Below are 26,511 nucleotides of genomic sequence, written 5' to 3' on the forward strand. Positions count from 1 at the left end.
CGCCACGACACTGTGCAACGCCGCGGAGGCAGAAAAAGAAAAGGTCAACGTCCGATTGTGGTGGTGTCGTCAGCCCGCTTCAATGGTTCGGGAGTCCCGGGCCGGCTCGCCAGCAGCTTTTTCCACAACCCGTCGATCTCGACCAGCAGTTGCGTACCGGGTACGCCGGCCGCCTGTTCGCGTGCCATCACCATCAGATCAACCGCAGGCAGCTGGTGACGGACGCGGCGGAACGACTCCCGCAGCAGGCGCTTGATCCGGTTGCGCTCGACCGCGCGTTTGGACACGCGCTTGGAGATCGCCAGACCGAGCCGGGCGTGGCCCAGGTCGTTGTCTCGATAACGCATATGAAAACAGCGGCCGCCTGCGCGTCCGCTGCTTGTCCGCAAGGCGGCAAAGTCACCCGGCCGACGTAGCCGCGCATCGCGCGGCAGCCCGGCGGTGAACATGACGCTCGTACCGATTACGGGATCAGGCGCTTGCGGCCCTTGGCGCGACGGGCATTGAGGATCTTGCGACCGTCGGCGGTGGCCATACGGGCACGAAAACCGTGTGTGCGGGCGCGCTTGAGCTTGCTGGGCTGGAAAGTCCGCTTCATGGCTTACTCCGAAGGGAATGTGGATAAAAAGGTTGGAAAGTATGTGGGGTATTCGCGGGTGCTGTCAAATGGCGCCCGATGACAACCTGTGGATAGTCATGTGGATATCCGGGGGCGGCAGTGCGAAGGCTGCTGCTAGACTAGCCCATTCCCCGCGCGCAAGCGCCCGAAGCTGTGGCTGATTTTATTCATGAGTGATCTGTGGCGGCGCTGCCTTGAGCGCCTCGAAGGCGATTTGAGCGCCGAAGACCTGCATACCTGGTTGATGCCATTGCAGGCGCGCGACGATGCCGACGGCCTGCAGCTGTTCGCACCCAATTCCTACACCCTGGATACCGTGCGCGAGCGCTATCTGCCACAGATCGAGCTCGTGCTGCAGCAGCTGGGCGGCAAGCCATGGCCGGTGCGACTGGAGGTCGGCTCCAATTCGGCCCGAACGACGCCGGCGGTCAAGCCTGTCGCCGCGCCCAAGGCGCGACCCGCCGCGCCGCCGGCTCCTGCCTTTCATCACAACCTGGACCCGCACTACACCTTCGAGACCTTTGTCGAAGGCAAGTCGAACCAGCTCGGCAAGGCAGCCGCGATGCAGGTGGCGACCAATCCGGGTCGCGCCTACAACCCGCTGCTGTTGTACGGCGGCACCGGATTGGGCAAGACCCACCTGATGCACGCTGCGGGCAACCTGATGCGCGAGCGCAATCCCGACTTCAAGGTGATGTACCTGCGCTCGGAGCAGTTCGTCGGCTCGATGATCGAGGCGTTGCGGGCGAAGAGCATGGACGAGTTCAAACGGCGCTTCCGCTCGGTCGACGCGTTGCTGATCGACGACATCCAGTTCTTTGCGGGCAAGGACACTACACAGGAAGAATTCTTCCACACGTTCAACGCGTTGTTCGAATCCAAGCAGCAGATCATCCTGACTTGCGATCGCTACCCGAAGGAAGTGGACAAGCTCGAGCCGCGGCTGAAATCGCGCCTCGGTTGGGGTCTCTCGGTGGCCATCGAGCCGCCCGATTTCGAGACACGGGCGGCGATCCTGTTGGCCAAGGCGCATGAGAAGGGCGTGGCTGTGGATGAAAACGTGGCCATGCTGCTGGCTAAACGCATCCGTTCCAACGTGCGTGACCTCGAAGGTGCGTTGAACACACTGGCGGCCCGTGCCAATTTCTACGGCAAGCCGATCACCACCGATTTCGCCGAGGAAACCCTGCGCGACCTGCTGGCTACGCATGCTCAGGCCATCACGATCCCCAACATCCAGAAAATCACCGCCGAATATTTCAACGTGCGACTGCAGGACCTGCTGTCCAAACGCCGCGTGCGCTCGCTGGCGCGGCCACGCCAGATCGCCATGACGCTGTCCAAGGAGCTGACCGAACACAGTCTGCCGGAGATCGGCGAAGCGTTCGGCGGTCGTGACCACACGACCGTAATGCATGCCTGCAAGACGATCCGGAAGTTTGTCGAGACCGATCCGCGAATGCGCCAGGACTGGGAACAGCTGATCCGCACACTGACCGGCTGACTCTACATTGGCGGGCTGCAAAGATTATGGATAACAGGGGCTTCAAGCTGTGGATAATGGGTGGATGAATTGGCACCTCGAGTTATCCACAAAAGGTCCACAGTCTGCCAGCCTTTCCGGGCACAGCCTAAAACACAGTCAAGCAATTGATTTTGAATAAAAAAACAAGATTAAAAAGTTACCCACAGCGCCTACAACAACCACTAAACTTCTTTTAAAGACAGAACAGCAGGTATAGGGGAAGCAAAGCCATGCAATTCAGCATCCAACGAGAAGCTCTGCTCAAACCATTACAGCAAGTGGTCGGCGTGGTTGAGCGCCGCCAGACCCTACCCGTACTGGCCAACCTTCTGGTCAAGGTAAGTGCCGGCAAGTTGTCGCTGACAGGCACCGATCTGGAAGTGGAAATGGTTGCCACCACGGACGCTGAAAAGCTCGTTGATGGGGAAATCACCATACCCGCGCGCAAGCTGTTCGACATCGTGCGAGCGCTTCCCGACGGCGCGCGGATCGAGCTCAAGCTCAATGGCGACCGCGTTGCCCTCAACGCCGGGCGTAGCCGTTTCACGCTGACGACCTTGCCCGCTAGCGAGTTCCCCACGATCGATGAAATCGAATTGGTGGAAAAGGTCAGTTTGCCCGAGGAGGCCTTGCGCGATCTGATGGAGCGCACCTCGTTCGCCATGGCGAACCAGGACGTGCGCTATTACTTGAACGGGATGTTGCTGGACTTGCAGGAGCACACGTTGCGCTGCGTGGCTACCGACGGCCATCGCCTGGCAATGAAGGAAACCGAACTGCAGAGTTCGGTAAGTACGCGCCGGCAGATCATCATCCCGCGCAAGGGCGTCAACGAACTGGTTGGTCTGCTGGAAGCCGGCGATGGTCAGGTCGAACTCGAATTTGGCCGCAACCATCTGCGAGTGCGTCGTGGTGATGTGGTGTTCACCTCCAAACTGATTGACGGCCGTTTCCCGGATTACGAAGCTGTCATTCCGCTCGGCGCCGACAAGACCGCCACGCTGGACCGCGAAGTTTTACGAGGTGCCTTGCAGCGCGCGGCGATCCTGTCGAATGAAAAATACCGCGGCGTGCGGTTGGAATTGTCACCGGGCAAACTGCGCATCGTGGCGCACAACCCGGAGCAGGAAGAAGCCGTCGAGGAAGTCGAGGCCGAAACCCACGTGTCGGATCTGGCGGTGGGTTTCAACGTGGGCTACCTGCTTGATGCCCTGGCTGCCTTGCGCGGCGACAAAGCCAGGCTCAGCCTGCGTGACGCTCAATCCAGCTGCTTGGTGCAGGAGCACGACAACGAGCACGCTCGTCACGTGATCATGCCGTTGCGACTCTGACCCTCTTCGCATGGTTCGCACCATGTGCTGTAAATACAGGCTACGCCGGGGTTTCCAACAGGGACTCCGGCGTTCTTGCTTGTGGGCGCGCATGACATGAGGCTGGAACAACTGCGCATGCAGGGTCTACGTTGCATCACGGACGTTGGCGTTATGCTGGATCCCGGCATCAACCTTTTCGTGGGTGCCAACGGGGCGGGCAAGACCAGCGTGCTGGAAGCGGCTTTCCTGCTGTCGCATGCTCGCTCGTTCCGAAGCGGTGCCAAAGAGGCGTTGTTGCAGCGGGGGACCACCCAGTTGTCGGTATTCGCCGAGATCCGGCACGCGGATGATCGTGTTTGCCGGGTGGGCCTCGGCCGGGGCGGTGCCCGCTGGGAGGCAAAAGTGGATGGCACCAGTGTCGCCATCGGTCAACTGGTACGCGAGTGCGCCGTCGTTTGCTTTGAACCAGGCTCGCACGCGTTGATCGCCGGTGCCGCGGAGGAACGCCGCCGCTTTCTTGATTGGGGTGTGTTCCACGTGGAACGCGACTTCCTGTCCAGCTGGCGCCGTTATCAACGCGCCCTGAAACAGCGCAACAGTTTGTTGCGCTCGGCATTGGCACCCACGGAAGAGTTGTTTGCACCATGGGAGGTTGAGCTGGTCCAGTCCGGTCAACACATCGACAGCCAGCGGCGAGCTTATCTGGATCTTCTGCAACCGAAGCTGCAGGCGAGCATCGCTGGTTTGCTGCCAGAACTGGGAGCGGTGGATCTCCGTTATCGCCGCGGCTGGCCAGAAGATCAGGACTTGGCCCAGCAGCTGCGGGCGCAACGGGGCAGGGATCTGGCGCGCGGCCACACTACCTTCGGCGTTCATCGGGCCGACTGGTCGATCGTGTTCGAACAGGCGCCGCTTCGCGAGCACCTGTCGCGAGGCCAGGAAAAGCTGACTGCGCTAGCGTGCATGCTGGCGCAGGCGGAGCTGTATGCCGAGCACTCTGGTGAGTGGCCGATTGTCTGTCTGGACGATCTCGCCTCCGAGCTGGATCAGTCTCATCAGGCTGCCGTAGTCGCCCAACTGAGTGCAGCGAATGCCCAGGTGTTGCTCACGGGGACCGAGGTGCCTCAGGCCTTGGCGACGGTGCCAACGCGCGTGTTCCACGTGGAACAAGGTCAACTGACACGCCTGCTATAATCGGAAGGTTGCATCCCCAAAGATTGCATAACCCTTGTCCGGCTTTTCATGGCGCCGTGTCGGACGGGTCGCGGCGCCAGGAAACGGTCAACGCATGAACGAACCCCTCAACGAATCCCACTACGATTCAAGCAACATCAAGGTATTGAAGGGCCTGGAAGCGGTGCGCAAGCGCCCCGGCATGTACATCGGTGATACCGATGACGGCACCGGCCTGCATCACATGGTGTTTGAAGTCGTCGACAACGCGATCGATGAGGCGCTGGCCGGCTATTGCGACAAAGTGGTGGTCACCATCTTCGAGGACGGCTCGGTCAGTGTCAGTGACAACGGCCGCGGCATTCCGGTCGATATGCATCCGGAAGAGGGTCGCTCCACTGCCGAAGTGGTGATGACGGTGCTGCACGCTGGCGGCAAGTTCGATGCAAATTCCTACAAGGTCTCCGGTGGCCTGCATGGTGTGGGCGTGTCGGTGGTGAACGCGTTGAGCGATCACTTGTGGTTGACAATCTACCGCGACGGTTTCGAGCATTTGCAGGAATACTCGCTTGGTGAGCCGCTGTATCCGCTCAAGGTGGTTGGTCCGTCGGACAAGCGTGGCACCTTGGTGCGGTTCCTGCCGAGCCCAGCCACCTTCACCAGCAATATCGAGTTCCATTACGACATCCTGGCCAAGCGCTTGCGCGAGCTGGCCTTCCTCAATTCGGGTGTCACCATCGATCTGTATGACGAACGTGGTGAGGGACGGCATGACACATTTGCCTACGAAGGCGGCATCCGCTCGTTCGTGCAGCATCTGGCGCAGCTCAAGACCGCACTGCATCCGAACGTGATCAGCCTCACCGCCGAGCAGGACGGCGTGGTGGTGGAAGTGGCGATGCAGTGGACCGATTCCTACCAGGAGTCGATGTACTGCTTCACCAACAACATCCCGCAACGCGACGGCGGCACGCATCTGACCGGCTTCCGGGCCGCGCTGACCCGTTCGCTGCAGAGCTACATCGAAAAGTCCGGTCTGGCCAAGACCGCCAAAGTGGGAACGCTCTCGGGCGACGACATGCGCGAAGGCATGATCGCGGTGTTGTCGGTCAAGGTACCCGACCCGAAATTCTCCTCGCAGACCAAGGACAAGCTGGTCTCGTCCGAGGTCAAGACGGTGGTCGAGCAGGTCGTCAACGAGAAGCTCGGCGAGTTCTTGCTGGAGCACCCGAATGAAGCCAAGGCGATCGCCTCCAAGGTGGTCGATGCAGCACGAGCCCGCGAAGCCGCCCGCAAGGCGCGCGAGATGACCCGCCGCAAGGGTGCGCTGGATATTGCCGGCCTGCCCGGCAAGCTGGCCGACTGCCAGGAAAAGGATCCGGCGCTGTGCGAGCTGTTCCTGGTCGAGGGTGATTCCGCCGGTGGCTCGGCCAAGCAGGGCCGCAACCGCAAGACCCAGGCCGTGCTGCCGTTGAAGGGCAAGATCCTCAACGTCGAGAAGGCGCGTTTCGACCGCATGCTGGCTTCGGCTGAGGTCGGTACGCTGATCACCGCACTCGGCACCGGCATCGGCAAGGACGAATACAACCCCGACAAGCTGCGCTACCACCGCATCATCCTGATGACCGACGCAGACGTCGATGGCTCGCACATCCGCACCCTGCTGCTGACGTTCTTCTACCGCCAGATGCCCGAGCTGATCGAACGCGGCCACATCTACATCGGCCTGCCGCCGCTCTACAAGGTGAAGCAGGGCAAGCAGGAGCTGTACATCAAGGACGACACCGCGCTGAACGACTACCTGATTTCAAGCGCGGTCGACAACGCGGCGCTGACCTATAGCCCGGATGCTCCGCCGATCACCGGCGAGGCGCTGGAAAAGCTGCTGCGCAGCTACCAGCACGCACTGGATCAGATCGCCAAGCTGTCGCATCGCTTCGATGCCGTGGTGTTGAATTCGTTGCTCGAACATACCCCGCTGGAGCCAGCGGTATGGGCTGACCCGGCGGTCATGCAGGCGTGGCTGGATGCAGCCACCCAGCGGCTTGCCGCCAGCGGCTTGGGCAAGCCGCACTACAAAATGCTGCTGCGCCCGGCGAGCAGCGAACAGCCGGCAGCGATCGAAGTGGTGAAGGAGCAGCACGGGCTCAGCCACACCTGGTTCCTGCCGCAGCCATTCTTCAGCAGCAATGAGTTCCGCCCGATCCTAGCGATCAGCCAGCAGATCGCCGGCATGATCCAGCCCGAGGCGGTGGCACGTCGGGGCAATGCCTCGCGCGGCGTGCTGAGTTTTGTCGAAGCGCGCAACTGGTTGCTGGAGGAGGCCAAGAAGGGCCGCAGCATTCAGCGCTTCAAGGGCCTCGGCGAAATGAACCCGGAGCAGCTGTGGGATACCACGGTGAACCCGGAAACCCGCCGCATGCTGCAAGTGGGGATCGAGGATGCGATCGCCGCCGACCAGATGTTCTCCATGCTGATGGGCGAGGCGGTCGAGCCACGACGTGAGTTCATTGAGGCGAATGCGTTGAAGGTCGCCAATCTGGACATCTGAAGCGATCCGGTGACTGGCCAACAAGTCAGTCCGGTCGGTTGCCCGCTCCTGTGCCGATTCGATGCGATGAATCGATAGCCTCGTTGGGCGAACACGCCTGAGCGGCCAGCAAGAAAGGCAATAATCGCGCCGCTTTGCGAATAAAATCGCCAAGTAATTGATTTTTAACAACCTTTTATGCGGCGGTGCAGCTTGTTATCGTTCGCCGGCTCAGGTTACGCTCCACAATTCCCCCGCGTCGTTCAATACGCGTCGACAGCTACGAGGATCACCATGAAGCATGCCCAAGGGTTAACCATGCTGGCGAGCGCAGCCTTGCTGCTCAGCCTGGCCAGCAGCCCGGCGCTGGCGCGCGGCGCCGACACCAAGCCCAAGCAGGAAGTGCAGTATCCGAACGCGACTCGAGTCGCGCCGAAACTCGATCTGACCAGCGCAAAGGATCAGAAAGACCTCAACGAGGGTCTGGATGCGGTTTCTGCTGGCGATCAGGCGAAAGCCGAGCAACTGCTGCAGCCGATCATCGATGGCGGCAGCAAGAGCAAGTATGCACAGGCACTCGCGCTACAGGGTCTGGCCAGCATCAAATACAACGCTGGCGACACCAAGGGTGCGATTGGCTTGTTGCAACGCTCACTTGCGCTCGGGGTGATGCCGAACGACACCTACTTCCAGCTGCAGTACATGCTGGCGCAGTTCCAGATGGCCGACGAGCAATATCAGGCAGCGCTGGATACCGTCACCAAGTGGCGTGCGGAGGGCAAGAAGGAAACCGCCAACTCCTACGCGCTCGAAGGCAATGCCGACTACAGGCTCGGCAAGTATCCCGAGGCGATCGCCGCGATCAACAAGGCCAAGTCGCTCACCGACAAGCCGGAGGCGAGCTGGAACCAGATCCTGATGGCCAGCTATTCCGAGTCGGGCCAGGACGAGAAGGCCGCTGCGCTGGCCCAGCAGCAACTCAACTCCAGCCCGGATGATCCCAATGCACTCAACAACGCTGCGGCGGTGCTGATGCAGGCACACAAGTATCCGGAAGCGATTCAGCTGCTGGAGAAGGGGCGGGCCAGCGGCGCGTTCAAGAGTGAAGCAAACTATGTGAGCCTCGCCAAGTTGTATCTGATCACCGGGCAGGACAGTTCCGATCCGGCGCCCAATGCGATCAAGGCCGGTCAGGTACTCCAGGACGGCATGAGCAAGGGTGTGGTCAAACCCAGCGCCGATACCTACGTATTGATTGGCCAATCAGCTGAGCTATCCAACAACACCGGTGCAGCGGTCGATGCGTATAACAAGGCCGTGCCGCTGGCCAAGGACGGCGAGGCTGCACTGCGCGCCGGTCGACTGCTGCTTAGCGAGAACAAGTACAGCCAGGCCAAGGGGCTGATCCAGCAGGGCATCGACAAGGGTGTCAAGCAGAAGGGTGTTGCCTACATGCTGCTGGCCGAAACCGAGCGTGGCTTGAAGAACAAGCCTGCTGCGATCACCGCGATGAAACAGGCTGCACAGCAGCCGGAAACAGCCGAGAAGGCCAGGGCGTGGCTCAAGAAGGCTGGCGCAGGCTGATAATATCCAGAGCGCAAGACGGCTCTTGGGGTGGATGGACGTCCATTCATTCGCCCCGAGACAGCTATACAAATGTCATGTGCTGTTGTACCGTTGAAAACCTTTCCCTGCGTCTCCCCAGCGGCGAGTTCCGTCCAGATATCCAGACGGTTTCGTGTTACGCCCTGCGGCAACGTTCTCTCCGATTGATCAGCTTCAGACAAGTGACAGATGGCCTCAAGTAACGAAGAAAACGGGCGCGAACCATTTAGCTGGAAGCGTACCTGGGCACTTGCAGTAGCCATTGGGCTGCATGCGTTTGCGTTTCTGTTGATCGTGGCGCCGATGGCGCCACCGAATCAGAATCACAAGGAAAAAGAACGCATCGTCCAGGTGAACTTCATCGAGCCGCCGCCGCCGCCGCCGCCACCACCGCCGCCGCCGCCGGAGCCGCCGAAGCAGCCGCCGCCGAAGATCATCCAGCAGATCAAGCCGCCGCCGACTCCGCCGCCGCCGACTCCGCCACCACCGGTGGAAGAGGTTTCGCAGAACGCGGTGCAGGCACCGCCGCCGGCGCCGCCAGCACCACCGGCGCCGCCAGCGGATATCACGGCCAGTTCGGATCTCAGCTATAACAGTCGTCTTCAGCCGAAGTACCCGCCGCAGGCTGTTCGCCAACGGCACGAAGGTACGGTGGTGTTGATGATCCTGGTGGGTGTGGATGGTTCGCCGAAGGACATCAAGGTCGACAAGTCCAGCGGTTACCATGAACTCGATCGTGCGGCCATGGATGCCGCACGCAGCTGGCGCTTCAATCCGACCATCCGAAATGGACAAAAAGTTGAGGGGTACGCACGCGTTCCGGTCAACTTCAACCTCAATCAGCTGTAATCAGCTTCATCCGATTACGGTTTACAGTTCACGCTTGACTTCCCTAGGGTAGCGTTATGTTCCTACAGACTCCTGCAACAACCGATGCCGCACAGGCCATGGGTGGCAATACCAACGCCGAAGCCATGAAACAGATGGGTTTTGGTAACCTGATGCAGAACTTCGACTGGCTCGGCTGGGTCGTCTTCGTGACGCTCGTCGTGATGTCGTTCCTGTCGTGGTACTTCATCATCGCCAACGGCATTCGCAATGCGACGGTCAAGGCGCGCGCCGACAAGGTCATCGACGGCTTCTGGGGCAATGGCTCCACCCAGGACGCGATTCGCGAACTGGAGGCCCAGCCCAAGAGCGAGCCGTTCTCCAAGATCGCGCTCGACGCCGCCTCGGCGGTTGCCCATCACCAGCAGACCACGTCCGGCACCACCGGCCGTCTGGCGGAGTCGCTGGGTCGTTCGGAATTCATCGACCGCGCCCTGCGTCAGGCCGTGGCTCGCGAGAGCCTGCGTCTGGAAGGCGGCATGACCCTGCTGGCCACCGTCGGTTCCGCGGCGCCGTTCGTCGGCCTGCTCGGCACCGTGTGGGGCATCTACCACGCGCTGATCGGTATTGCCGCAACCGGCAACGCCTCGATGAACGCGGTGGCGGGCCCCGTGGGCGAAGCTCTGATCATGACCGCGTTCGGTCTGTTTGCCGCGATCCCGGCGCTATTTGCGTACAACTTCTTCAGCCGTTCGAATCGTCTGACCTACGCCCGGTTCGACGAATTCGCGCATGACCTGCACGACTTCTTCGCCACCGGCTCGCGCGTCGAAAGCCAGAAGTGAGGGATTGACCCATGGCGATGAGTACAGGTGGCAATTCCGGCGGTCCGATGTCGGAGATCAATGTCACGCCGCTGGTCGACGTGATGTTGGTACTGCTGATCATCTTCATGATCACGGCGCCGCTGATGTCGCATTCCATCACGATCGAGTTGCCCACCGCCAATCCCAAGACCAAGGATTCGGAGGTGTTGGTGCCGCCACTGGATCTCGCGATCAAGCAGGATGGCAGCATGTACCTCAATGATCAGCCGGTCACCGAGGCCGAGTTGCGGGCGCAGTTGGCGGTCAATGCGCAGAAGACGCCACAGCCCGAACTGCAGATCCGCGCGGACAAGGCGACCGAGTTCAAGATCGTGAAGAAGGTCATCGGCAACGCCAAGGACTCGGGCATGGTGCATGTCGGCTTCATGACCACTGACGCGCCGAAGGGGTGATTTGAGATGGCTTTCTCCACCAAAACCAGTGGGCCGATGTCGGAGATCAACGTCACGCCGTTGGTCGACGTGATGCTGGTGCTGCTGATCATCTTCATGATCACGGCACCGGTACTAGCGCACAAGATCCAGGTTGACCTGCCGCAGCCGAATCCGAACGTCGTCAATCCACCGACGCCGCTGGATCCGATTCACCTCAAGATCGACCCGAGTGGTGCGTTTTACTGGAACGACACGCCGGTCGACGAACTGGGCCTCAAGGCGCAGCTTGCCGTGATTGCACAGCAGACCAATCAGCCGGAAATCCAGATCGCGGCCGATGACGCTGCGGCCTATCAGTACGTGGCACGCGTGCTGGCCGATGCAAAAAGCTACAACCTCACCAAGATCGGCTTCACCGAAGGCAACTGATCCAGTTCGACAGTCGCAAAAAAAAGCCCCCGCCATGAGCGGGGGTTTTTGTTTTTGCGCAGGCGGGTACATGTTCGGCCTGTGCCGGATGCCATTCAGCGCAGGATCTGCAGATACTTGCGCACAGTTGTGGCCAGCCCCTCATAGAGCGCCTCACCGATCAGCGCGTGGCCGATCGATACCTCGGCCAGGCCCGGGATCGCCGCCTTGAACGTGCCGAGGTTGGCCTGGCTCAGATCGTGCCCCGCATTTACCGCCAGGCCGGCTTGCTGTGCGCGCCTCGCGGTGTCGGCACAGGTCGCCAGTGCAGCGGTCGGCTGACCATCGGCAAATGCTTGCGCATAGGGTCCGGTATAGATCTCGATCCGCTGCACGCCGATCACCGCGGCCAGGTCGAAATCCTGGCTGCCGGGATCGACGAACAGGCTGACCCTGCAGCCGAGGTCGCACAACTCGCCGACCAGCGGCCGCAGTCGTGCGATGTCGCGTCGCAGGTCGAAGCCGTGGTCCGACGTGATCTGGCCGTCGCCATCCGGCACCAGGGTGACCTGGGTCGGCCGTACCTCGCGCGCCAGCGCGAGCAAGCCTGGGTATTCCCCTCTGGCATCGGCAAATGGATTGCCTTCGATGTTGTATTCCACGCGACCACGCAGCATGGCGGCCAGTGCGCGCACGTCGTCCGGCCGCACGTGGCGCAGGTCCGGCCGCGGATGCACGGTGATGCCGCCGCAACCTGATTCGATGCAGGTCTGTGCGGCACGACAGATGTCCGGCTCACTGCCACCGCGCGAATTGCGCAGCACGGCAATCTTGTTAAGGTTGACGCTGAGCAGGGTCATGGTGGTTCAGCTGATCTCGGCGGATGGGGCCCTTGGCACACAGGCATCGGTCAGCGCGCGCTGACCTGTCGGGGCGGAAACAGTGCGCCGATCAGCCGCCGCTGGCAAGCGTGCCCAGTTGGATCCGACGCGCCTCGCCACGCCACGCCAGTGCCGCCACCAGCGTGGCGTCGACGGGCAGGCGCTGCAATTGCCAGGCTTGAATGTCGTCGCCCTCAAGCCGCTGCAGACTCAACCGGTCGATGGTGCTGGTGACGCTGAGGCGGTCGAGTCCGAACGCAAGACCGCGCCCGAGCGCCTTGAGTACGGCTTCCTTGGCCGTCCACAATTCAAGAAAGGCCGCGTGGCGAGCGCTCATCGGCAGCACCGCCAGCGCCGAGGTCTCGTCGTCGGTGAAATAGCGTTTGGCGATTTCCAGCGCGCGCGGCCGCACACGCAGACGTTCGAGATCGATCCCCGGTGCGATCCGACGGCCGATCGCGATCAGGGCGTGGCCACCGCTGTGCGACCAGTTGAAACCGAGCGACTGATCGTGCGCGTTCGCGAGCGCCGGTCGACCGTGCTCGCCGTCCGTCAAAACGACCCGATCGCCGTCGATGCCGAGATAGGCACCGAGTACCGCGCGCAGCGGTTCGCGTCGCTGCTGAGGCTGGTAGTCCAGGCGCCACACATGAATCTCGTCATCGAGCAGATGCTCTGCTAGCTTGGCAAGCGTCAGTGCGTGCGTTGCAATCATCCGCGCATGGTGGCGCCGGAGGTGCCGGCGCACAAGCACACACTTCATGTATCGACGCGACTTGCCGCGCGCGGTGCAGATTTCATCGCCGTTCGCTCGGGGAGAGACTGCTTGATCCAGGGTTGGTTGCTGTTGCTGGTGTCGCTGCTCTACGTCGGGCTGCTGTTCGTGGTGGCCTATGCGGGCGATCGGCGGCCGCTGTATCCACGACAGCCGCGTTTGCGACCGATCGTCTACAGCCTGGCGCTGGCGGTGTACTGCTCGTCGTGGACGTTCTATGGCGCGGTCGGCACCGCGGCGCGCGATGGCCTGGCCTATCTGCCGATCTATCTCGGTCCGATTCTGCTGTACGTGTTCGGCTTTGGCCTGTTGCGCCGGCTGCTGCAGGTGGTGAGGCAACGCAATATCACCTCGATCGCCGATTTCATCGGTGCGCGCTTCGGCAAGTCGCATGGGCTGGCGGCGCTGGTGGCGGTGATCGCGGTGATCGCGGTGGTGCCGTACATCGCGCTGCAGTTCAAGGCCGTGGCGATGTCGTTCGGTGTGCTCGGCGGCGCCGGCCACGGCGCCGTGACGGCTGGTGGCATCGACAGTGCGTTATGGTGCGCGGTAATGCTGGCTGTGTTCGCGATCCTGTTCGGCACGCGCAGCATCGATGCCACCGAGCACCACCACGGCATGATGCTGGCCATCGCGCTGGAATCGCTGATCAAGCTGCTGGCCTTCGTCGCACTGGCGGGGTACGCGTTGTGGCAGGGGCCGGGCCTGGTCAGCACGGTGCAACGCCCGCTGATGCAGCTCAGCCATGGTCTGTCGCCGGGGTTTCTGGCGCAGACCATGCTGGCGTTCTGCGCGATGTTCTGCCTGCCGCGACAGTTCCAGATCGGCATGGTCGAATGCGAGGACGCCAGCGATCTCAAGCGTGCGCGCTGGATGGTGCCGCTGTACCTGGCCATCATCAGCGTGGCGGTGCTGCCGATCGTGGCGGCCGGTATAGACATGCCGCAGGTGCGCGATGGCGCTGCCGACGCGTGGGTGCTGACCCTGCCGATGGCGCATGGTGATCGCGGCGTGGCGCTGCTGGCCTTCATCGGCGGCTTCTCGGCGGCGACCGGCATGGTGATCGTGGCGTCGGTGGCGCTGTCGATCATGATCAGCAACGACCTGGTGATGCCGGCGCTGTTGCGCATCCACTGGCTGCGCCTGGAGCAGCGCAGCGATCTGTCGCAATGGGTGCTCGGCGTGCGCCGGGTGGCGATCATGGCGCTGGCGCTGATGGCCTATGCCTATTATCGGGTGGCCGCCAACGCGGAAAATCTGGCAGCCACCGGCTTGCTGGCATTTGCTGCGGTGGCGCAATTTGCACCCGCGCTGATCGTTGCGTTGTACTGGCGTGGCGCCAGCAGGCGCGGCGTGGCGATCGGACTGGCGGGCGGCTTTGCGATGTGGCTGTACACCTTGCTGCTGCCGGCGGTGATCCGTTCCGATCACTGGTTGCAGGAAGGCCCGTTCGGCTGGGACTGGCTGCGCCCGCAGGCGTTGTTCCATCTCAGCGGCTGGGACCCGGTGATGCACGGCACGTTCTGGTCGCTGCTGGTCAACGTGGGCTGCCTGGTGTTCTTCTCGCTGCGCTTCCGGCCGAGCCTCGAAGAGCGCCTGCATGCGGCCATGTTCATCGACGCCGACCCAGCCAGCCGCAGCGGCGCTGGGGACTGGCGCGGCCGTGTGGCGGTGGCCGATCTGCGCACCATCGCCGAACGCATTGTCGGCGAGCGCGGCAGTACGCGCGCCTTCGACGACTACGCCCAGCGTCGCGGTCGGCCATTGCTGGCCAGCGAAGCGGCCGACCGCGCCTTGATCCAGTACACCGAACGCCTGCTCGCATCGGCAGTGGGTGCCGCCAACGCGCGGCGCATCCTGATCGGCGCGCTGTCCGGCAGTGGGCTGGACATCGCCGAATCCATGGCGCTGATGGACGAGGCCTCGCAGGAGCTGCGCTTCAACCGCGAACTGCTGTCCACCACCCTGGAGAACGTGTCGCAAGGCATCAGCGTGGTCGACGCCCATATGCGACTGGTGGCATGGAACCGGCGCTACCTGGAGCTGTTCGACTACCCCGACGGCATGGTGCATGTCGGCGTGCCGGTGGCTGACCTGATTCGCTGGAATGCCGAGCTGGGCGAATGCGGGCCCGGCGAAGTGGACGGCCATGTGGCCAAACGCATTGACTACATGCAGGCCGGCTCGCCGCATCTGTTCCAGCGCATCCGCCCCGACGGCACCGTGATCGAGCTGCGCGGTCGGCCGCTGCCGGGGGGCGGCTACGTCACCACCTACAGCGATGTCACTGCCTACAAACATGCCGAGCAGGCGTTGATCGAGGTGAACGAGACGCTGGAGCAGCGGGTCGAGCAGCGCACCGCCGAACTGTCCGAGGCGCTGGTCGCTACCGCGCACGCGCGACGTGCCGCCGAAACGGCGAATATCTCCAAGACCCGTTTCCTTGCCGCCGCCAGCCACGACCTGCTGCAGCCACTGAATGCGGCGCGACTGTTCACCTCGGCGCTGCGCGCGCATCCCGGTCTGGACATCGAAGCCAGCGGGCTGGCCGAGCGTATCGATGCCTCGTTCCGCGCCGCGGAGGATCTGCTGGATGCACTGCTGGATACCTCGCGCCTGGATGCCGGCAGCTACCGGCCCGAGGTGGGCGGTTTCGCGCTGGGCGAGCTGTTCGATTCGCTGAAGGCACAGTTTGCAGTGGTCGCCGAACAGCGCGGGCTACGTCTGCGCGTGGTGTCGACCACGCTTGCGGTGCGCAGCGATCCGCAGTTGCTGCGCCGGATCCTGCAGAACTTTCTCTCCAACGCGTTGCGCTACACCAGCAAGGGCAGCGTATTGCTGGGCGCGCGGCGAATGGGCGATCAGGTGCGCATCGAAGTATGGGATTCCGGCCCGGGCATCGCCGCCGAACAGCGCGCGCGCATCTTCGACGAGTTCCAGCGGCTCGATCAGCCATCACCATGGGGTGAGAAGGGATTGGGACTCGGCCTGTCGATCTGCGATCGCCTGGCCGGCATCCTCGGTCATCGGCTCGACCTGCATTCGCAGGTCAATCACGGCAGCTGCTTCGCGGTGAGCGTGCCGCGCAACGAGGCGGTGCCGGTACGCCGCCAGCGCGTGCAGCGCAGCGGGCCGGACAAGCAGCTGCCGTTGACCGTGCTGTGCCTGGACAACGATGCGACGATCCTCGACGGCATGCGCGCGCTGCTCAGCCGCTGGGGTGTCGATTGCCGTGTCGCACTGGACGTGGGGCAGGCCAGGGTCGAACTGGCGCGCGGCCCGATCGACCTGATCCTGGCCGACTACCATCTGGCCGATGGTGTCGACGGCCTGCAGGCTTTGCGGCAACTGCGCGACGCACTCGGCGACCTTCCGCCGGTGGCGATGATCACCGCGGACGGCAGCAGCGAGCTGAAACAGCAGGCACGTGCGCTCGGTTACCCGGTACTGCACAAGCCGGTGCGCCCGGCTGCGTTGCGCGCCCTGCTCACGGCCCTGCTGCGCCGATAGCGTCGCGCGGCAGCTGCCGCATCAACCCTCGTCGTCCGGCAACGCCGGCATGCTTTCCTGTTCTACCGCCAGGTGGTTGGCGATCAGCGCCACCTGGGTGCGGTTGTTGACGCCGAGCTTGCGCATGATCGCGGTCATGTGCGCCTTGACGGTGGCTTCGGAGACACCGAGCTCCCACGCGATCTGCTTGTTGAGCAGCCCTTCGGCGATCATCGTCATGACGCGGAACTGCTGTGGCGTGAGTGTGGCGATCTGTGCGGCAGCAGCGGCCTCATCGGGCCTGAGCTCGCCGGAGCCGCCGAGCAGAAGATGCGGCAGCCACACGTCGCCGTCGAGCACGGCGCGGATCGCCGCCACGATGTCCTCGCTCGCCGTGGATTTGGGGATATAGGCCGAGGCGCCGTGTGCCAGTGCGCGGCGTGCCACCTGCGCTTCTTCATGCCCGGATACCACGATGGTCGGCAGCCCCGGATACTGGCCGCGGATATGCGCCAGCGCGGAATAGCCGCGCGCGCCCGGCATGTGCAGGTCGAGCAGCAGCAGCTCGGCTTCGGGAAACTGTTCGATCAGGTCGAGTAATGCCTGCACGCCGTCGGCGCTGTGCACCCGCGCCTGTGGCATCGCCGCCAGCACCGCGCGTTGCAAGGCATCGCGGAACAGCGGGTGATCATCGGCGATCAGGATGTCGGGCATGGTGTCCATTCAACCAGAGGCGATACCCACAAGGTCACTTGATCAATCGCTCGTCGACCAGATTCTTCACCACGCCGGGATCGGCCAGCGTGGTGATGTCGCCGAGCTGGTCGGGCAGGTTCTCGCCAATCTTGCGCAGGATGCGCCGCATGATCTTGCCCGAGCGCGTCTTCGGCAGGCCGGGTGCCCACTGCAGGTAATCCGGCGTGGCGATCGGGCCGATCTCCTTGCGCACCCAGGCGATCAGTTCCTTGCGCAATTCATCGGTGCCGGTCTCACCGGCAATCAGCGTGACGTATGCATAGATGCCCTGGCCCTTGATCTCGTGCGGGCAGCCGACCACGGCGGCCTCGGCCACTTTCGGGTGCGCCACCAGCGCGCTCTCCACCTCGGCAGTGCCCAGGCGATGACCGCTGACGTTGATCACGTCGTCGACGCGGCCGGTGATCCAGTAGTAGCCATCCTCATCACGGCGCGCACCGTCGCCGGTGAAGTAGTTGCCGGGGTAGGCGCTGAAATAGGTGTCGATGAAGCGCTGGTGATCGCCATAGATGGTGCGCACCTGGCCCGGCCAGGAATCGGTGATCAGCAGGTTGCCCTCGGCCACGCCCTCCTGCACCTCGGCATTCGCATCGACGATGGCCGGCTTGATACCGAAGAACGGCAAGGTGGCGGAGCCGGGTTTGGTGGCGATCGCACCGGGCAGCGGCGAGATCATGATGCCGCCGGTTTCGGTCTGCCACCAGGTGTCGACGATCGGGCAGCGTTCGTCGCCGACCACACGGTGATACCACTCCCATGCTTCCGGATTGATCGGTTCGCCGACCGAGCCGAGCAGGCGCAGGCTGGCGCGCGAGCATGCCTTCACCGGTGCCTCGCCGTCGCGCATCAGCGCGCGGATCGCGGTCGGTGCGGTGTAGAACAACGTCACCTGGTGCTTGTCGATCACCTGCCAGAAGCGGCTCACGTCCGGATAATTCGGCACGCCCTCGAACATCACCGTGGTCGCGCCGTTCGCCAGCGGGCCGTACACCACGTAGCTGTGGCCGGTGACCCAGCCGACGTCGGCGGTGCACCAGTAGATGTCGTCCTCGCGCAGGTCGAACACCAGCTCATGCGTGTAGCTGGTGAACACCAGATAGCCGCCGGTGCTGTGCTGCACGCCCTTCGGCTTGCCGGTGGAGCCGGAGGTATACAGGATGAACAGCGGATGCTCGGCTTCGACCGGCGTCGGCGCGCAGTCGGCCGACTGGCCTTCCATCAGCGTGTGGTAATAACGATCGCGCGGCGACTGCATCGCCACCGCGCTGCCGGTGCGGCGCACCACGATCACGGTTTCCACGCTGTTGGTACCGGGCCGTTCCAGCGCGGCGTCCACGTTCACCTTGAGCGGAATGCGCTTGCCGGCACGCAGGCCCTCGTCGGCGGTGATCACCACCTTCGCGGTCGAGTCCGCGATGCGCCCGGCCAGCGAGTCGGGCGAGAAGCCGCCGAACACCACCGAGTGGATCGCGCCGAGGCGGGCACAGGCCAGCATCGCCACCGCGGCCTCGGGAATCATCGGCAGGTAGATCGCGATGCGGTCGCCCTTGACCACGCCGAGGTTCTTCAGCGTGTTGGCGAACTTGCACACTTCGGTGTGCAGCTCGCGATAGGTGATCCTGCGCGAGTCGTTCGGATCGTCGCCCTCGAAGATGATCGCCACCTTGTCGCCACGCGTGGCCAGCTGACGATCGAGGCAGTTCGCGCTGACATTGAGCTCGCCATCCGCGTACCAGCGGATGTGCAGATCCGTCGGATCGAATGAAACATCCTTGATCTTTGTCGGTGGCTTGATCCAGTCCAGCCGCTGCGCGACGCGACCCCAGAAACCTTCCGGATCGCTGACCGACTCGGCGTACAGGCGCGTGTAGTCGTCGTGGCGCAGGCGTGCCGCAGCGGCAAAGGTAGGGTTGACCGGGTAAAGCTTGGACATGGCTGGGCTCCTGCTGGCTCGGCGTCGAAGATGGCGACAGGGTAACCGCGGCAGGCAGCAGCGCCCGGCGGTGCGCGAATTTCGAGTGTAGCCCGATCGCCACGACGGTTGCGGCGCTGGCCGGCATCGACTTTGGTCGAACTTCGACCAAAGGCGAATAGTCGCGCGCGCTGCAGCATGGCCATGCTCGGCCCGTCATCGACTTTGGGGAGACGCACGCATGACAACGCGATATTCAAACCGTTACAAGGTGCTCGCCCTGAGCATGGCCTGCGCATTGGCGTTGCCGCTGGCGGCACACGCACAGAGCGACGCACGCGAGCAGCAGCTGGAGCAACGCGTGGCGCAGCTGGAACAGCAGTTGAATGAACTGAAGGCGATGATCCAGGCGCAGAAGACGGCGCCCGCACCGGCGCCCGCCGCCGCACAGAATGTGGCGGCGGCACCGGCGGCGACACCGGTGTTCAGCAGCGCGCCGGGTGTGTCGGTGGCCTTGCATGGCTTCGTCAGCGCCAGCGCCTTCAGCCAGAACAAGAGCTTCACCTACGGCAACGGTCAGAACGCGCTGTTCCCGGTGCCCGGCTCGACCGGTTCGCTCAGCGGCGTCGATGTGCGCAACACGCGCTTCTGGCTCGATTTCAAAGGGGCGAAGTTCGCCGGTGACTGGATCGGTGGTGGCCGTATCGAGATGGACTTCTTCGGCGGCTTCAACGGCGTCGGTGCGTACAGCCAGCAGCAACCGACACCGCGGCTGCGCCAGGCCTACATGGACCTGACCAATCCCGAGTCCGGCACCACCGTGCGCATCGGGCAGCAGTGGGACCTCATGTTCCCGATCGACAACTCACCCACTTCGCTGGCGCATATCGCGTTTCCGCTGGGCTACGGCACCGGTCTGATCGGCTGGCGTTTCCCCGGCGTGGTGGTGATGCAGGATCTCAATCACGGCAGCACCGGTGCGCAATGGCGGCTGGACGTGGGCGTGTTCGAAGGTAACTGGAGCGGGCCGGGCAACAACGTCAATTACCTGACTGCCGGCAGCGCCGGTTTCCGCCCGCAGATCGAAGCGCGACTGCACGTGCAGGACAAGAACTGGCTGGCCTATTTCGCCGCGCATTACAGCCGCGTCGACCTGAGCGGCGTGGGCGGTACCGCACCGACGCCGATTCAGTCCAGCGTGAAGAGCACCGGCTACGAAATCGGCGGCCAGTGGAAGCCCGGTCCGTGGACGTTCAAGGGACTGGCCTACACCGGCAACGGTCTCGGCGAAATCTTCGGCGCGATGTCCCAGTTCGGCGACATCAAGGAAACCGGCGGCTTGGTGCAGGCGGGCTACAGCTTCACGTCGAACTGGAGCCTCTACGCGTTCTACGCGTACAGCAAGCCGAATGCCGATGACGTCATTACCTGGATGGGCAACGGCTCGACCGGCCTGCTGCGCAATCGTCAGACCGCGCTGAGCCTGCAGTACACCGCCGGTTCCTACGACCTCAGTGCCGAATGGATGCACGACAAGCTCGACTCCACCAGCAACGGCGTGAATCGCAAGACCACCAGCGGCAACCAGGTCAGCCTCAACGCGCTGTATCACTTCTGAAGTGATCTGCGCGGCGGCACCGAACGACCTGCCGCGGTAGCGGCGGGATGAGCTGCGGCCCGACCCGAGGGCGACCCGCAGCTCCCGACTTCACCGCGCTGGCGCGGTGAAGCAATCACCAATCTTGGGAGGGGACACCATGGCCACCACCGCGATCGACGGAAGTGCCGCGCTCGACGTCAGTCACAAACGTATCATCCTGGCATCCAGCCTGGGCACCGTGTTCGAGTGGTACGACTTCTACCTGTACGGCTCGCTTGCGGTGATCATCGGCAAGCAGTTTTTCTCCGGCTTGAACGAAGCGAGCCAGCTGGTGTTCGCGCTGCTGGCGTTTGCCGCTGGTTTCGCGGTGCGTCCGTTCGGCGCGCTGGTATTCGGGCGGGTCGGCGACATGGTCGGGCGCAAGTACACGTTCCTGATCACCATCGTGATCATGGGCCTGTCGACCTTCCTGGTCGGCGTGCTGCCCAGCTACGGATCGATCGGCGTGGCCGCGCCGGTGATCCTGATCGCGCTGCGCATGCTGCAGGGTCTGGCGCTCGGTGGCGAATACGGCGGCGCGGCCACCTATGTGGCCGAGCATGCACCGAAGGGCAAGCGCGGCCTGTACACCAGCTTCATCCAGATCACCGCCACCTTCGGCCTGTTCTTGTCGCTGCTGGTGATCCTTGGCTGCAAATGGCTGCTCGGCGACAAGTTCGACGACTGGGGCTGGCGCATCCCGTTCCTGCTGTCGTCACTGCTGCTGGCGGTATCGGTATACATCCGCCTGCAGCTGGCCGAGTCGCCGGTGTTCAAGCAGATGAAGGAGGAAGGCAAGCACTCCAAGGCGCCGTTGACCGAGTCGTTCGCGCGCTGGGGCAACCTCAAGCTGGTGCTGCTGGCGTTGTTCGGCGCCACCGCCGGCCAGGCCGTGGTGTGGTACTGCGGCCAGTTCTATGCGATGTACTTCCTCGGCAGTACGCTGAAGATCGACGCCACCACCACGCAACTGCTGATTGCGGCGGCGCTGCTGATCGGCACGCCGTTCTTCGTGGTGTTTGGCTGGTTGTCCGACAAGATCGGCCGCAAGCCGGTCGTGCTGGCCGGTTGCCTGCTGGCGGCGCTGACCTACTTCCCGATCTTCAAGGGCATCACCCACTACGGCAATCCCGGCATCGAAGCCGCACGTACTACCGCGCCGGTCACCGTGCTGGCCGATCCGGCCAACTGCCATCTGCAGATCAACCTCACCGGTACGGCGACCTTCACCAGTTCGTGCGACATCGCCAAGAGCACGCTGGCCAAGCGTGGCGTGCCGTATGACAACCAGGCGGTAGCGGCCGGCTCGGTAGCCAGGGTGATGGTGGGCAACGCGAGTGTCGACGCGTTCGAGGGCGCGGCACTGGCCAAGGCGGATTTCGCCGCGCAGAGCAAGGCTTTCGGCGCGAGCCTGAACAGCGCACTGGATCAGGCCGGCTACCCGGCCAAGGCCGACCCGGCGCGCAGCAACTACCCGATGCTGATCTTCCTGCTGTTCCTGCTGGTGCTGTACGTCACCATGGTCTACGGCCCGATCGCCGCGTGGCTGGTGGAGATGTTCCCGACCAAGATCCGCTACACCTCGATGAGCCTGCCGTACCACATCGGCAACGGCTGGTTCGGCGGCTTCCTGCCGTCGGTGTCGTTCGGCATCGTGGCGCTCACCGGCAACATCTATTCCGGCCTGTGGTATCCGGTGGTGATCGCGATGATGACGTTCGTGATCGGCCTGTTCTTCGTGCGCGAGACCAAGGACGTCGACATCACCGCTTGACCGCTTTTCGATGCGCACAAAAAAACGCAGCGGCTCGCACCGCTGCGTTTTTTCTGTCTGCCGGTGTGATCAGGCGTGATGGATCAGGCGCGCTTGATCAGGCCGATGATCACCAGCAACACAATCGCGCCGATCATCGCGTACACGATACTGGTCATGATCGGGCTGCCGAGACTGAACCCGACACCGAGCGCCGGCAGCAACCAGCCGGCGAGAAACGCGCCGATGATGCCGACCACGATATTGCCGAGCAGGCCGAAGCCGAAACCGCGCACGATCAGGCCGGCAAGCCAGCCGGCGATCGCGCCGATGAGCAGAAAAATGAGCAGGCCGGTAGCAGTCATCATGAACTCCTGGGTTGAGCAATAGGTCTTGGGCGGCGCAGTATCCGAAGTGCGCCATGGCAAGCGTCCGTGTTCCGGTGTGCAGCGATCGTGACGGCTGGAGGCGGCGCTATGCTGGCCGTCACGGTTCCATCGATGTGTACGGGAGAGCGCGAGTGAGTGCAGCACCAAGCTATGTGCATGGCGCCAGCCCGAAGCCCTTGCTGGGCGACACCGTCGGCGCGCTGATCGACCGCATCGCCGCCACGCATCCCGAGCGTCCGGCGCTGGTGGTGCGCGCGCACCACGTGCGCATGAACTACCGCGAGTTTCATGTCGAGGTGGAGCGCGTCGCCGCCGGCCTGCTGGCGTTGGGCCTCACGCGAAATGACCGCGTTGGCATCTGGGCGCCGAACCGGGCCGAGTGGGTGGTGTTGCAGTTCGCCGCGCCGAAAGCCGGGCTGATCCTGGTCAACATCAATCCGGCCTATCGCGCGCACGAGCTGGAATACGCGCTCAACCGGGTGGCGTGCCGTGCGGTGGTGTTGCCGCGTCGCTTCAAGACCTCGCACTATCTGGACATCCTGGCCGAGCTGGCACCGGAGCTGGCCGCCAGCGGGCCCGGCCAGCTGCATGCCGCGCGCTTGCCGGAGCTGCGCGAGGTGATCCTGCTCGACGACATGCCTGCCCCTGGCACGCGTAGCTGGCAACAGCTGGCGGCGCTGGGCGATGCGTCCGCGCTCGGCCACTTGCACGAAGCGGAACGGGCGCTGGGCTTCGACGACCCGGTCAACATCCAGTTCACCTCCGGCACCACCGGCGCGCCCAAGGGTGCCACGCTGACCCACCACAACATCGTCAACAACGGCTGGTTCATCGGCGAGGCGATGCGCCTCACCGAGCACGACCGGCTGTGCATCCCGGTGCCGTTCTACCACTGCTTCGGCATGGTGCTCGGTAACCTCGCCTGCGTCACCCATGGCGCCTGCATGGTGATCCCGGGCGAGGGTTTCGACGCGCTGACCACGCTGGAAACCGTGGCGGCGGAAAAGTGCACCGGCCTGCACGGCGTGCCCACCATGTTCATCGCCGAACTCGAGCATCCGCGCTTCGCCGAATTCGACCTCGGCAGCCTGCGCACCGGCATCATGGCCGGCTCACCATGTCCGATCGAGGTGATGCGCCGGGTGGTCGAGGAGATGCACATGGCCGAGGTCACCATCGCCTACGGCATGACCGAGACCAGCCCGGTGAGCTTCCAGACCGTGCCGGACGATCCGCTGGAGCGCCGGGTCGACAGCGTCGGGCGGATCCACCCGCATCTCGAGGTGAAGCTGGTCGACGAGCACGGCCGCGTGGTGCCGCGTGGCATGCCGGGCGAACTGTGCACGCGCGGCTATTCGGTGATGCTCGGTTACTGGGACGACCCGGCGCGCACCGGCGAGGTGATCGACAGCGCGCGCTGGATGCATACCGGCGACCTGGCGGTGATCGACGCGGATGGCTATTGCAGCATCGTCGGCCGGCTCAAGGACATGATCATCCGCGGCGGCGAGAACGTGTACCCGCGCGAGATCGAGGAGTTCCTCTACACGCATCCGAAGGTGCAGGACGTGCAGGTGTTCGGCGTGCCCGATCCGAAGTTCGGCGAGCAGTCGTGCGCGTGGATCCGCCTGCGAGGGGGTTGCACGTCCAGCGAGGCGGAGATCCAGGACTACTGCCGCCATCACCTCGCCTACTACAAGGTGCCGCACTACGTGCGCTTCGTCGACGCGTTCCCGATGACGGTGACCGGCAAGGTGCAGAAGTACCTGATGCGCGAGGCGATGGTTGCGGAGCTGGGGTTGTAGCGCAGCGGTCTTACCGCGCGGTGCGGTCCTGATTCAGCGGATCCTTGCCTTCGCGCAGTCGCTTCAGGTCGTACTCGGACAGGCTGTCCGCGCGCGCGTTGCCGGCGATGCGCACCTGCACGAAGGCCAGCGTGGTGGCGAAGGTGCCGATCAGTCCGACCAGCATCCAGAACCCCCAGGCGCCGCCACTGTGGCGGGTGAAGCACAGCACGAACGCGAACACGGTGAGAACGAGCAGCAACCAGCGCATGGAGGGCCTCGAATGCATGGAAACGCGCCGCTTGCGGCGGCCGATGCGCGCATCATAACGCCGCCGGAATCCACCAGACACGCGCAGGATCACGTCTGTGCATGGATGTCGCGATGGCTGAGACATCGCCGCGGCAAACTGGACCGATGGACGATTCGTTGCCACCGTCACCTTCGAATGATCTGCTCCCGCCGGGCCGGATGATCAAAGGCCGCGGTGCCGCTTCCAATCCCGAGGGCCGCTTCGAAAACATCCGCCATCAGGCCGAAGACGATGGCTGGCAAAGTGCATTGCTGGACGAAGAAACGCCGCGTCCGCGCACCGAGGTCACCGAGGAACGCGCGCGCAGCGTGATCAGCCGCAACGACTCGCCGGACATCGCGTTCAGCCAGGCGATCAATCCGTATCGTGGCTGCGAGCACGGCTGCATCTATTGTTTCGCGCGGCCGTCGCACAGCTATCTCAACCTGTCGCCCGGCCTCGACTTCGAGACGAAACTGCGCGCCAAGGGCAATTTCGCCGAGGTGCTGCGCGCCGAGCTGGCCAAGCCTGGTTACGTGATCAGCCCGATCAACATCGGCAGCAACACCGACCCCTACCAGCCGATCGAGAAGCAGTGGCGACTGACCCGCGCCGCGCTGGAACTGCTGGCCGAATGCCATCATCCGTGCACCATCGTCACCAAGAACGCACTGGTCGAACGCGACCTCGACATCCTGGTGCCGATGGCGCGCGAACAACTGGTGCAGGTGTTCGTCTCGGTCAATTCGCTGGACAACCATCTGGCCGCGAAACTCGAACCGCGCGCCAGCGCGCCGCACCGGCGGATCAAGGCGATCCGCACGCTGGCCGGGGCCGGCGTGCCGGTCGGCGTGCTGGTGGCGCCGATCATTCCGGCCTTGAACGATCGCGACATGGAGGCGGTGATGGCGCAGGCCGCCGAGGCCGGTGCACGCTGCGCCGGCTACACCACGCTGCGCCTGCCGTATGAACTGAAGCAGCTGTTCCGCGAATGGCTCGCCCTGCATGCACCACAGCGCGCCGAACACGTGATGAGCCTGGTGCAGCAGATGAACGGCGGCCGTGACTACGACAGCAACTTCGCCACCCGCATGCGTGGGCAAGGCGTGTTCGCCGACCTGCTGCGCCGCCGCTTCGAGGTCGCTTGCCGCAAGCACGGCTTCGGCCGCGCGCGCGAACTCACGCTCGATACCTCACGCTTCGTGCCGCCGCGCAAGCCGTCGCCGCAGGGCGAGTTGTTCTGACCTGATCCCGCCGCGCGGGGCTTCACGCGCTGCTGATGGTCACACGGGTCAAATCGATCGCCACGAATCGACATTCCGGTATCTGCCCCGCTTCGCGGTGACATGGACCGGAAAATACGGAGGCACCGATGTCCTCATTTGCGCTTTACCTGATCGGCATGATCGTCGTGATCGGTGGCCTTGCCTATGCCGCCTTTCTGCTGCACGCACCCACGCAATGGATCATGGTCGGAGTGGTGGTGCTGCTGGGCATCGGCATCGTCGGCGCAGTCACGCATACACGCCGGCGCGATCCACCCGAATCATGAGCGACGATTCCTTCCGGCATGCACCGG

The 26,511-nt window shown here is 63.7% G+C and carries 23 protein-coding genes; 15 read left to right on the plus strand and 8 right to left on the minus strand.

Going from position 1 to position 26,511, the window contains the following annotated elements:
• Positions 1-44 precede the first annotated feature (44 nt).
• Both rnpA and rpmH read right to left on the minus strand, forming a co-directional pair.
• Positions 45-449, minus strand: coding sequence for a ribonuclease P protein component (gene rnpA / locus EAH75_RS14470; RefSeq protein ID WP_140651560.1), 405 nt, complete (start codon positions 447-449; stop codon positions 45-47).
• Positions 450-463: 14 nt separating this feature from the next.
• On the minus strand, positions 464-598 hold the full coding sequence (gene rpmH / locus EAH75_RS14475) for a 50S ribosomal protein L34 (RefSeq protein ID WP_008211413.1): 135 nt from the start codon (positions 596-598) through the stop codon (positions 464-466).
• 190 nt (positions 599-788) lie between these two features.
• On the opposite strand from rpmH, the gene dnaA reads away from it, so the two are divergent.
• The 9 genes from dnaA (at position 789) to EAH75_RS14520 (ending at position 11,283) form a co-directional block, all read left to right on the plus strand.
• A complete protein-coding gene (gene dnaA / locus EAH75_RS14480; RefSeq protein ID WP_140651563.1) occupies positions 789-2,123 on the plus strand; it encodes a chromosomal replication initiator protein DnaA in 1,335 nt (444 codons plus the stop codon).
• Positions 2,124-2,374: 251 nt separating this feature from the next.
• A complete protein-coding gene (gene dnaN, locus EAH75_RS14485) occupies positions 2,375-3,475 on the plus strand; it encodes a DNA polymerase III subunit beta (RefSeq protein WP_140651565.1) in 1,101 nt (366 codons plus the stop codon).
• Positions 3,476-3,571: 96 nt separating this feature from the next.
• Positions 3,572-4,651 carry a DNA replication/repair protein RecF gene (gene recF, locus EAH75_RS14490; protein ID WP_140805956.1) on the plus strand — a complete coding sequence of 360 codons (1,080 nt, stop codon included), beginning with the start codon at positions 3,572-3,574 and terminating at the stop codon, positions 4,649-4,651.
• A gap of 94 nt (positions 4,652-4,745) precedes the next feature.
• Complete coding sequence (gene gyrB, locus EAH75_RS14495) at positions 4,746-7,181, plus strand: DNA topoisomerase (ATP-hydrolyzing) subunit B (RefSeq protein ID WP_140805958.1); 2,436 nt, start codon at positions 4,746-4,748, stop codon at positions 7,179-7,181.
• Positions 7,182-7,454: 273 nt separating this feature from the next.
• The gene (locus EAH75_RS14500; protein WP_241668954.1) at positions 7,455-8,744 is read left to right on the plus strand and encodes a hypothetical protein; all 1,290 of its coding nucleotides are present in this window, start codon (positions 7,455-7,457) and stop codon (positions 8,742-8,744) included.
• A 210-nt stretch (positions 8,745-8,954) separates the two neighbouring features.
• The gene (locus tag EAH75_RS14505; RefSeq protein ID WP_140651572.1) at positions 8,955-9,614 is read left to right on the plus strand and encodes an energy transducer TonB; all 660 of its coding nucleotides are present in this window, start codon (positions 8,955-8,957) and stop codon (positions 9,612-9,614) included.
• Between the two features lie 98 nt (positions 9,615-9,712).
• Positions 9,713-10,438, plus strand: a complete 726-nt coding sequence (locus tag EAH75_RS14510) for a MotA/TolQ/ExbB proton channel family protein (protein WP_140651953.1) — start codon at positions 9,713-9,715, stop codon at positions 10,436-10,438.
• A gap of 11 nt (positions 10,439-10,449) precedes the next feature.
• On the plus strand, positions 10,450-10,872 hold the full coding sequence (locus EAH75_RS14515; protein WP_140651574.1) for an ExbD/TolR family protein: 423 nt from the start codon (positions 10,450-10,452) through the stop codon (positions 10,870-10,872).
• A 6-nt stretch (positions 10,873-10,878) separates the two neighbouring features.
• Positions 10,879-11,283: an ExbD/TolR family protein gene (locus EAH75_RS14520; RefSeq protein WP_140651577.1), complete on the plus strand. Its 405-nt coding sequence runs from the start codon at positions 10,879-10,881 to the stop codon at positions 11,281-11,283.
• Positions 11,284-11,378: 95 nt separating this feature from the next.
• Here EAH75_RS14520 and EAH75_RS14525 read toward each other — a convergent pair whose 3' ends face one another.
• Positions 11,379-12,122: a pyridoxine 5'-phosphate synthase gene (locus EAH75_RS14525; protein WP_140651579.1), complete on the minus strand. Its 744-nt coding sequence runs from the start codon at positions 12,120-12,122 to the stop codon at positions 11,379-11,381.
• A 91-nt stretch (positions 12,123-12,213) separates the two neighbouring features.
• Complete coding sequence (locus tag EAH75_RS14530; RefSeq protein WP_140805960.1) at positions 12,214-12,858, minus strand: 4'-phosphopantetheinyl transferase family protein; 645 nt, start codon at positions 12,856-12,858, stop codon at positions 12,214-12,216.
• Positions 12,859-12,969: 111 nt separating this feature from the next.
• On the opposite strand from EAH75_RS14530, the gene EAH75_RS14535 reads away from it, so the two are divergent.
• On the plus strand, positions 12,970-16,428 hold the full coding sequence (locus EAH75_RS14535; protein ID WP_193557794.1) for a hybrid sensor histidine kinase/response regulator: 3,459 nt from the start codon (positions 12,970-12,972) through the stop codon (positions 16,426-16,428).
• 21 nt (positions 16,429-16,449) lie between these two features.
• Here the strand turns inward: EAH75_RS14535 and EAH75_RS14540 are convergent, their stop codons facing one another.
• Both EAH75_RS14540 and acs read right to left on the minus strand, forming a co-directional pair.
• A complete protein-coding gene (locus tag EAH75_RS14540) occupies positions 16,450-17,121 on the minus strand; it encodes a response regulator transcription factor (protein WP_140651582.1) in 672 nt (223 codons plus the stop codon).
• A gap of 34 nt (positions 17,122-17,155) precedes the next feature.
• A complete protein-coding gene (gene acs, locus EAH75_RS14545; protein WP_140805962.1) occupies positions 17,156-19,096 on the minus strand; it encodes an acetate--CoA ligase in 1,941 nt (646 codons plus the stop codon).
• Positions 19,097-19,316: 220 nt separating this feature from the next.
• Between acs and EAH75_RS14550 the strand changes: the two genes are divergently transcribed.
• Together EAH75_RS14550 and EAH75_RS14555 are read left to right on the plus strand one after the other, a co-directional pair.
• Positions 19,317-20,693: a hypothetical protein gene (locus tag EAH75_RS14550; protein ID WP_241668955.1), complete on the plus strand. Its 1,377-nt coding sequence runs from the start codon at positions 19,317-19,319 to the stop codon at positions 20,691-20,693.
• Between the two features lie 139 nt (positions 20,694-20,832).
• Positions 20,833-22,488 (plus strand): MFS transporter, encoded by a 1,656-nt coding sequence (locus EAH75_RS14555; protein WP_140651587.1) that lies wholly within the window; start codon positions 20,833-20,835, stop codon positions 22,486-22,488.
• A gap of 83 nt (positions 22,489-22,571) precedes the next feature.
• Here EAH75_RS14555 and EAH75_RS14560 read toward each other — a convergent pair whose 3' ends face one another.
• Positions 22,572-22,832 (minus strand): GlsB/YeaQ/YmgE family stress response membrane protein, encoded by a 261-nt coding sequence (locus EAH75_RS14560; protein ID WP_140651589.1) that lies wholly within the window; start codon positions 22,830-22,832, stop codon positions 22,572-22,574.
• A 155-nt stretch (positions 22,833-22,987) separates the two neighbouring features.
• Here EAH75_RS14560 and EAH75_RS14565 point away from each other — a divergent pair, with 155 nt between their 5' ends.
• Positions 22,988-24,661: an AMP-binding protein gene (locus tag EAH75_RS14565; RefSeq protein ID WP_140805964.1), complete on the plus strand. Its 1,674-nt coding sequence runs from the start codon at positions 22,988-22,990 to the stop codon at positions 24,659-24,661.
• A gap of 10 nt (positions 24,662-24,671) precedes the next feature.
• Here EAH75_RS14565 and EAH75_RS14570 read toward each other — a convergent pair whose 3' ends face one another.
• Positions 24,672-24,911: a hypothetical protein gene (locus EAH75_RS14570; RefSeq protein WP_140651960.1), complete on the minus strand. Its 240-nt coding sequence runs from the start codon at positions 24,909-24,911 to the stop codon at positions 24,672-24,674.
• A gap of 200 nt (positions 24,912-25,111) precedes the next feature.
• On the opposite strand from EAH75_RS14570, the gene EAH75_RS14575 reads away from it, so the two are divergent.
• Positions 25,112-26,176: a PA0069 family radical SAM protein gene (locus tag EAH75_RS14575; RefSeq protein WP_140805966.1), complete on the plus strand. Its 1,065-nt coding sequence runs from the start codon at positions 25,112-25,114 to the stop codon at positions 26,174-26,176.
• Between the two features lie 128 nt (positions 26,177-26,304).
• Positions 26,305-26,484: a hypothetical protein gene (locus EAH75_RS14580; RefSeq protein WP_140805968.1), complete on the plus strand. Its 180-nt coding sequence runs from the start codon at positions 26,305-26,307 to the stop codon at positions 26,482-26,484.
• The last annotated feature ends 27 nt before the right edge of the window (positions 26,485-26,511 follow it).

This window comes from Rhodanobacter glycinis (assembly GCF_006438785.1).
Taxonomy (GTDB): Bacteria; Pseudomonadota; Gammaproteobacteria; order Xanthomonadales; family Rhodanobacteraceae; genus Rhodanobacter; species Rhodanobacter glycinis_A.